The organism is Shewanella sp. SM32, assembly GCF_025654235.1.
In the GTDB taxonomy this organism is placed as follows: Bacteria; Pseudomonadota; Gammaproteobacteria; order Enterobacterales; family Shewanellaceae; genus Shewanella; species Shewanella oncorhynchi.
The window spans coordinates 1-7,124 of the sequence record NZ_JAKKRO010000102.1; the positions used below are offsets into that span (position 1 = coordinate 1).

At 43.1% G+C, this 7,124-nt stretch carries 8 protein-coding genes and 1 pseudogene; 8 read left to right on the forward strand and 1 reads right to left on the reverse strand.

Annotation, left to right across the window (positions count from 1 at the left end):
- The first annotated feature begins 319 nt into the window (after positions 1 to 319).
- The 5 genes from L5M10_RS22795 (at position 320) to L5M10_RS22815 (ending at position 3,683) form a co-directional block, all read left to right on the forward strand.
- The gene (locus L5M10_RS22795; RefSeq protein WP_219234052.1) at positions 320 to 727 is read left to right on the forward strand and encodes a hypothetical protein; all 408 of its coding nucleotides are present in this window, start codon (positions 320 to 322) and stop codon (positions 725 to 727) included.
- Positions 728 to 833: 106 nt separating this feature from the next.
- Positions 834 to 1,229 carry a hypothetical protein gene (locus tag L5M10_RS22800; protein ID WP_105249914.1) on the forward strand — a complete coding sequence of 132 codons (396 nt, stop codon included), beginning with the start codon at positions 834 to 836 and terminating at the stop codon, positions 1,227 to 1,229.
- A 261-nt stretch (positions 1,230 to 1,490) separates the two neighbouring features.
- Complete coding sequence (locus L5M10_RS22805; protein WP_131525451.1) at positions 1,491 to 1,904, forward strand: septal ring lytic transglycosylase RlpA family protein; 414 nt, start codon at positions 1,491 to 1,493, stop codon at positions 1,902 to 1,904.
- Positions 1,905 to 2,210: 306 nt separating this feature from the next.
- The gene (locus L5M10_RS22810; RefSeq protein WP_263160870.1) at positions 2,211 to 3,068 is read left to right on the forward strand and encodes a sulfurtransferase; all 858 of its coding nucleotides are present in this window, start codon (positions 2,211 to 2,213) and stop codon (positions 3,066 to 3,068) included.
- Between the two features lie 108 nt (positions 3,069 to 3,176).
- Positions 3,177 to 3,683: a DUF2937 family protein gene (locus tag L5M10_RS22815; RefSeq protein WP_028760887.1), complete on the forward strand. Its 507-nt coding sequence runs from the start codon at positions 3,177 to 3,179 to the stop codon at positions 3,681 to 3,683.
- On the opposite strand, the gene L5M10_RS22820 is transcribed toward L5M10_RS22815, so the two are convergent.
- Positions 3,667 to 4,974: an NAD(P)/FAD-dependent oxidoreductase gene (locus L5M10_RS22820; RefSeq protein ID WP_263160868.1), complete on the reverse strand. Its 1,308-nt coding sequence runs from the start codon at positions 4,972 to 4,974 to the stop codon at positions 3,667 to 3,669. The genes L5M10_RS22815 and L5M10_RS22820 overlap by 17 nt on opposite strands.
- 236 nt (positions 4,975 to 5,210) lie before the next feature.
- On the opposite strand from L5M10_RS22820, the gene L5M10_RS22825 reads away from it, so the two are divergent.
- From L5M10_RS22825 to tnpA, 3 genes and pseudogenes are all read left to right on the forward strand, one after another.
- Positions 5,211 to 5,759: a cupin domain-containing protein gene (locus L5M10_RS22825; RefSeq protein WP_028760885.1), complete on the forward strand. Its 549-nt coding sequence runs from the start codon at positions 5,211 to 5,213 to the stop codon at positions 5,757 to 5,759.
- Between the two features lie 699 nt (positions 5,760 to 6,458).
- Positions 6,459 to 6,875, forward strand: a pseudogene (locus tag L5M10_RS22830) (gamma-glutamyl-gamma-aminobutyrate hydrolase family protein); the annotation flags it as partial.
- Positions 6,876 to 6,959: 84 nt separating this feature from the next.
- On the forward strand, positions 6,960 to 7,124 hold a 165-nt coding region (tnpA, locus tag L5M10_RS22835), incomplete at its 3' end, for an IS66 family insertion sequence element accessory protein TnpA (RefSeq protein WP_411569122.1).

Below are 7,124 nucleotides of genomic sequence, written 5' to 3' on the forward strand. Positions count from 1 at the left end.
ACGTTAATAAAGCGTTTGCGTAAGACGTTAAGTATCACGTAACAGTTTACATGCACTGATGAATAAACGGTCAACCGTACCTATTAGAGCCTGACTGTGCCAAGGCATTAAATGCCGATGTAGTGATAAGGTAATAGGTTTCGGATTTACATCATGGCGCGGGTAAAAAAGCCTATTTAGACGCCGAATATATGGTAGTGAACCAATCATTCAACGGTGTTGTAAAAGCTGAGGCGTCCATATATGGCATAGTGTGAAAAGTGTTGTAAGTTATTTGTGATATTATAGGGTGCTTAGATCATTGAATAAGAAGGCAAGTATGAACAACGTAGAAGAGTTTGGGGCAATCGTCAGTAAAGCTCTCGATAGTTACAAATCTGATTTTATGGAACTTGTTAGGGAATATGCGATTTCTTGTAAGAATCAAGGTGAGGCATATTGCGATTTTTTTGTCGATATAGCCTCTATGATGAATGGCGCATGGCTTTTAACCGCAGTATGTGAGTTTGAGGATGTTTCAGAATTTAAAGCCTTTAATTGGTATCAATTATTGAATGTTGATATAGACAATATGCCAGAAGATGATTTGTTCTCCCTACAAAATAAGCTATATGAAATCGGTTATATTTGGTTGGTGGAGCAATTGATTTCCTCTAAAAAAGAAATAAAAAGTATCGAAATTAGGTTGTTTCATAATGGCAGCAATGAATACCAATCTTTGGCATAATTAGCTTCTAACAGAGCTAAACGACATCAGTCACTGGGCTCATTGGATAGAATTTTTTGTGTGTGGTTATGTCATACCGTTGGTAGTATTTACCTCTAGGGCAAGTATGAAGAACTTTATTAGCAAAGATCTAGATATTGAAGAGTTTAAAAAAAGATTCGATAACACCAGAGAAAGTTTTATAAATTCTCTAAAAACAGCAAGTAAAGGTTATCGAAATGTAAGGTTCTTCGCTTGTGATGAAAGTGGAGTCCCCATTAAATGGGTATGGGATGATGAAACGTTCACACATAACTGGGAAGAGGGCACTCTTGAAGACGCTATTCAGTTTGCCCGTCACATGATAAATAGTGGAATGTATTTTGCGTTTATGGGTTGTTTGTCTGGTTCCAGTGATCTTGATATTTGGCTGACCACCTTTGAAAACCCCATAAAGAAACCTACATGGCCAAGTGGTAAAGAACCCAAATTTGAGATTATCCATGAAGTGTTAACTCGTTAGGGCTTTGTTTACCGATCTAAATTAGGAAACAACGCCTCGTTATGACTGCATATTTTATCTCAAAGTAAGAGCATTCACCTGTAAATACGTGATTTTAGCGTGCAACTGCTGTAGCCTCGTGGAAATTTATTGTTTCTTATTTTGATCTTTTAGGATGCAGGTCTTGAGCTTTGCCATCTAAGGTTGTTCGTTATTTCCCAGTGATTTTTGCTGAGCCAATCACTCGTCAGCAAAGCGTTCACTCATTAGAGAGGGTGTCATGTGAATGCACTTCAAAACCCAATTAGGCAGTTCAATGTCGTGAAACTATTTGTACTGGCATTGCTAAGCTTTTTGGCCGGCTGTTCTTCAATGCAGACGGGTGAGAATGGAAACTGGGTGGGATTCACGGAAGCTGGTCAGGCTTCATTTTATGGGGATAAACATCAGAATAAGCAGACGGCCAGCGGTGAACTTTACAAACATAAATTAAAGACAGCAGCGCATAAAAAGTTACCCTTTGGCTCGAGTGTTAAGGTCACCAATGTCGATAATGGCAAAAGTGTGATTGTAAAAATCAATGATAGAGGGCCTTTCGTGCGTGGCCGCATTATTGATCTGTCTAAATCGGCGTTCAGTAGCATAGGCAACACTTCTTCTGGCTTGATTGACGTGAAAATAGAAGTCATTAAATAGCGGCTATTTTGAAAATAGTTGTCTCGAAACGGACTTTTGCGAAAACGGCTATCTCGAACACGGCCATATCGACAGGATCGTTTTGAAAGCGGCATCATTAAAAATGAGCAGTTTGAAAGCACTCTCTTCAAAACACGGCTTCGCTGCAATCTAATGATTGAATGCACTAATAATTGAGCGCATAAAACCGAGTCGGCGCTTTTAAATAAAATCCCAAAGCAGACAATTTGTTAAGCTGATATTTGGGCTTTACGGCATTTGGTGAGAGACTATCGGCAGATTTGGATAACAGTAAAAGGACTCGCTATGGAATACCCACTTGTTAGTACGCAGTGGCTCGAAGCACATCTCACCGATCCCAATTTAGTCTTGCTCGATGCCAGTATGGAAACCGTTATTGGTAAAGAACCCTTAGTTTACGATGAGCCTATTTGTATTCCGCGCTCACGTCGATTCGACTTGGAAAATGTGTTTTGCGATAAGACTTCAACCCAAATTCATGCCTTGCCGACGTTTGAGCAATTCATCCAAGGGATAGCCCAACTTGGGATTGAGGTCGACAGTGTTATTGTTATCTATGATAACCAAGGCATTTATTCATCTCCACGGGCGTGGTGGACCTTTAAAGTCATGGGCTTTAATCGAGTCTATGTGCTTGATGGTGGCTTGCCTCAATGGATTGAAGAAGACCGCATTACCTCATCGCGTTATCAAGCCGAAGGCGTCGATTATGGCCCGACGGATATCGATACTTTGGCGGATGTGCTGCAATACCACCCCGAGCTTGTGATGGATGCCGAGGCCGTGTTATCACGAATTGAAGATGCCGGAACGGCGATTGTCGATGCCCGTGGTGCGCCTCGCTTTTTAGGGCAAGTGAGTGAGCCGCGCCCCGGTGTGCGCTCTGGGCATATTCCTTGCTCGGTTAATTTACCCTTCGCTCAAGTACTCGATGGTAATAAAATCAAAACGGTCAGTGAGCTACAGTCTATTTATCAAGGGCTAGCAGGGGATAAATCCGCAAGGATATTCAGCTGTGGTTCCGGGATTACGGCGTGTATTTTGATCTTAGCTTCGGTCGCCGCGGGGCATAAAAATCCCATCCTCTATGACGGTTCATGGGCGGATTGGGGCAGCCGTAACGATCTGCCGATAGAGTGTTAATTGAGTATCACCATTGAAATTAGTGCTGTAGATTAATTAAGTTAGCGTGGTTTTTGTTGAACATCATGTGACTTCTACGTCGTTTGGCTAAATGCCAAGGAGAAACCTTTGATAGCGAGATTGATCGATAAGTTGGTATTTGGATTTATTTTAGTGATTGCCTTACAGTTACCACAACTGGCTGATCATTATCAGCAATTTTTATCAGGCCTTTATGAATCCACTCGATGGCAGGTGGAAGGTTACGAGGCAACGGCTAAGGAATATCATTACGCTGATGTTGATGCCATGATTGCCCGCCACCAGCAAAATGAGGAGCCAAGTGTGCGTGCCGACGCTGAGCAAAAGGTACAGACACTGGCGCTTTATAAAGCGTTAACACAGGGCGTGGCGATTTTTAATACGGGCAATTTGTTTGAGAAAACTGCCTATATGTTTAACCCTGTTCGCTTTGATTATCTTGAGAAAACCATCAGTAACTTTAAGCCAGGGATACCTTTAACTTCTAGTGGTATTGGCTTTGGCGTCTTGGTGGCTTTAGTCGTGCATTATCTTGGGTCTATCCCTTTTATCCTGTGGGCAAGGCGTAACAAGCGACTTAAAACAAGTCCTTAAATCTGTGATACAGCATGCCTGCAGCGAGTATAGGTGAGCGGAATGTTGGGCCGCCGGGGAAGGTGATGTGTTTGATTTTAGCGAACACATCGAAATGTCCCGCCTGTTGGCAAATAGCCTCGGCAAGCAGTTTTGCCGCCATGTGAGTGGCATTCACGCCGTGTCCCGCATAGGCTTGGGCGTAAAAAATATTATTTGCATCGGGAAGGCGACCAATTTGTGGCATACGGTTAGCACCGATACCTATCATACCGCCCCATTCATAATCGATACGTACCCCTTTTAACTGCGGGAATACCTTCTCAAGATTCGGTCTCAGTGCCGCTTCAATATCCTTGGGATCTTTACCCGAATAGGTACAAAGGCCACCAAACAGCAAACGACGATCTGCGGATAAGTGAAAGTAATCTAAGGCAATTCGCATATCCGCGAAGGCCATGTTTTGCGGGATAATACTCGCGCATTGGGCCTCAGTTAAGGGCTCTGTTGCCAATAAATAACTGCCTGCAGGTAATACTTTCCCCCCTACAAAGCTATTAAGTTTGTGGCCGATATAGGCATTGCCCGCCAGCACTAAGTATTGGCATGTGACTTCGCCCTTAGCGGTAATGACCTTAGGTTTGGCGCCTTGAATGATTTTTTCAGCAGCGCTGTACTCAAACAACCTAGCACCGAGATTGCGGGCGACGCGAGCTTCACCGAGGGCAAGATTAAGTGGGTGTAGATGACCGCTACCCATATCAACTAGCGCGCCTTGATAAAAATCTGAGCCTATGACTTCACCTAATTGTGGCTTAGTTAACAGCTTGATTTCTTGCTGATAACCCATGGCCTTGAGTGCGCTAAATTCTTCTTCAAGCTCATCCATGTGACGAGGTTTTACCGCTAAGTCGCAATAACCCATTTGCAGATCGCAGTCGATACTGTGTTCTTGTATGCGATTTCGCACAATTTCGACGGCTTCAAAGCCCATCTGTTGAATTGCTTGAACACCTTCAGTGCCGATTTCACTTTGAAATTGCGAAGGGTCATGGCCTATGCCGCGAATGAGTTCGCCGCCATTACGCCCCGATGCGCCCCAGCCAATTCGCCTCGCTTCTAACAGCACGACACTCATACCGCGCTGTGTGAGTTCTATGGCGGTATTGATACCGCTAAAGCCGCCGCCCACGATACAGACATCGGCATTGATATTGCCTTCGAGTTGTGGGTAAGCGTAAATTTCTTTAGCAGTATCAACATAATAAGAGTGTGGATACTGTTCGCTGTGCACTGGAGGTTTGCTTGCCATTATGGCTCCCAAAAATTGTTTTTATTGTAAATTGGACTTGTCTCAGTATACTCATCACACTTTTAACATGACGCAAAAAAGTGTTCGTTTTATTTAACACGCTTTTTATGTAGAATACAATGAAAGCAGTAAAACACGCGCTTTTTGGGCGAAAATGCGTTCTGGATGGTGTTTATCCTGAACAACCTGTTCGTCATCTATCGGGATTGACCCGAGCCTTTAGGGGGATGTGAAATTTGGATATTGGAGCCAGCCTCAAAACTGTTCGAAAAATGAAAGGCTTATCTCAACGAGAATTAGCCAAACGTGCTGGTGTGACTAACAGTACGATTTCAATGATCGAGAAAAACAGTGTTAGCCCGTCAGTCAGCTCTTTAAAAAAAGTGCTGTCGGGTATCCCGATGTCTTTAGTGGACTTTTTCTCCATTGAAGCCTCAACGGATAGTGAGCAAAAGGTCGTCTATCGATCCAATGAATTACTGAATATCGGTACTGGACCACTTGAATTTAAACTGATCGGTCGTGATTACCCGAACCGCGCAATGTCAGTGATGAATGAGATTTATCCACCCGGTTCAGATACGGGTGAAGAGATGCTAAAGCACGAAGGTGAAGAGGCCGCTATGGTGATAGAAGGTAAATTCGAACTCACTGTTGGGGATGAAGTGTATATTTTGGAAGCGGGTGACAGTTATTATTTTAACAGTGAATTGCCCCATAGATTCCGCAATCCCTTCGATGAACCTTGTCGCCTAGTGAGTGCGACTACGCCTGCAAACTTCTAATTAAGTCATTAACTTATCCTATTATTCAACATATTAGGCCACTTATTCGCTAAAAGTGAGTGGCGTAATACTGTTATTCAACATTACTGCGGATTTATACCAATCACATTAAATATCTAATCAGTTCAGAGCCTCACAGGCATTTCAATCCAAGGCGCATTGACGCAGAAATGGTCATTCCCTTTTAAGTCAATGCAACACGGGAGTGGGATGCCTGTGAGGCTCCCGAAGGGCGGGTTTCAACGCACTTTATACTGCGTTTAAGGCTTTCGACAGAGCACCACTATGCCTTCAAGCCTTCGCCTTGTCTAAAGCGCGTTGAACTCCCGCTGAATGAACAGATATTTAATACGATTGGTATTACCTACTTTCTAACCCTGTCATATTGGTTATATATCCTCTTCTTTGTGTAAATAATATTGGTTCAAATTTGGTTCGAATACGGTTTAATTTACCCTGTAAAAAGTGAGCTTTATGCTGGTGTAACCGCTGGTTTATATACATGAATTAGCGAGAAAAGGGGTAAATATACATTTAACTACATGTTATTTATGCTTATTAAGAATAAGTGGATTAAATAACCTTTAACAAGTGTTTAACCTCTTGCCTAGTGCTAAATTTCGGTGTACTGTGTGAAAAAATGAACATTTAAAGGCAAAGTGTTCGTTATGCTAGTAAAATCAATTCTAAAGGTGAGATATGTCAGCCGATTTACCTCTCATAGGTGTTATTGCATGCAATCAACAATTGGGATCACACCCCTTTAATATTGTTGGTGAAAAATACCTTTTAGGCGTAGTTAATGGCGCGAAAGGCTGGCCGTTAGTGATCCCATCTTTAGGTGGCGATTTACCGATAGACGCTATTTTAGAGCGTCTTGACGGTATTTTGTTTACTGGCTCTCCTTCTAATGTAGAACCCCATCTTTATGCAGGCCAGCCGAGTGAGCTTGGTACACACCATGATCCTAAACGTGACGCGACAACCTTGCCGCTGATCCACGCTGCTATTGCTGCTGGGGTACCTGTATTAGGTATTTGTCGCGGTTTTCAAGAAATGAATGTGGCTTTTGGTGGCAGTTTGCATCAGAAGCTCCATGAGGTGGGTGGCTTTATTGTAAGCGTAACGCCAACCACACATTCCAATCCTAACTGATCAACTTTACCCTGTCTGCCATTATCAACTGCCAGGGTAATCATCATGCACCGTACCAAAGAACAATGGCTGGCCTTGTTTGCCGAGCAAGCCCAAAGTGGTCTCACCCAAACTGAATTTGCAAAACGTCAGGGCATCATTCCTACATATTTTAGTTATCGCAAGCGTCAGTTGTTGGCGTTTCAGGATGATGACGGTGGCTTTGTTGAG

Coding starts and splice junctions, on each gene's coding strand:
- L5M10_RS22800 (WP_105249914.1), top strand. CDS start 834: ATGAAGAACTTTATTAGCAAAGATCTAGATATTGAAGAGTTTAAAAAA.
- L5M10_RS22795 (WP_219234052.1), top strand. CDS start 320: ATGAACAACGTAGAAGAGTTTGGGGCAATCGTCAGTAAAGCTCTCGAT.
- L5M10_RS22810 (WP_263160870.1), top strand. CDS start 2,211: ATGGAATACCCACTTGTTAGTACGCAGTGGCTCGAAGCACATCTCACC.
- L5M10_RS22820 (WP_263160868.1), bottom strand. CDS start 4,974: ATGGCAAGCAAACCTCCAGTGCACAGCGAACAGTATCCACACTCTTAT.